The organism is Winogradskyella marina (assembly GCF_015645385.1).
Lineage (GTDB): Bacteria > Bacteroidota > Bacteroidia > Flavobacteriales > Flavobacteriaceae > Winogradskyella > Winogradskyella marina.
On the sequence record NZ_JADOET010000068.1, the window covers coordinates 1 to 321 of the forward strand.

1 pseudogene is annotated in these 321 nt (G+C 43.0%); it reads right to left on the bottom strand.

Annotation, left to right across the window (positions count from 1 at the left end):
• Nucleotides 1–321, bottom strand: a pseudogene (locus ITJ86_RS17220) (hypothetical protein); the annotation flags it as partial.

Genomic DNA, 321 nt, shown 5'->3' on the forward strand with positions numbered 1-321 from the left:
AACAATACCTGTGTCAACTCCTCCGATTATCCAATGATTATTCGTTCCTATTTCTGGAGTTAATCCATCTGTTCCGTCTGATACAACAACATCGGCTGTGCCATCACTTACAGTTATAGTACCATTACCATTATCGGTTACCGTTACTGAGGTGCCGTCTACTCCATCTTCACCATCTGTTCCGTTAGAAACTACTACATCGTTTGTACCATCACTTACAGTTACGGTACCATTACCATTATCCGTTACCGTTACTGAGGTGCCGTCTGCTCCATCTTGTCCGGCTGGACCTACTAATGCATCTAAAAAGTCTTGTTCTGA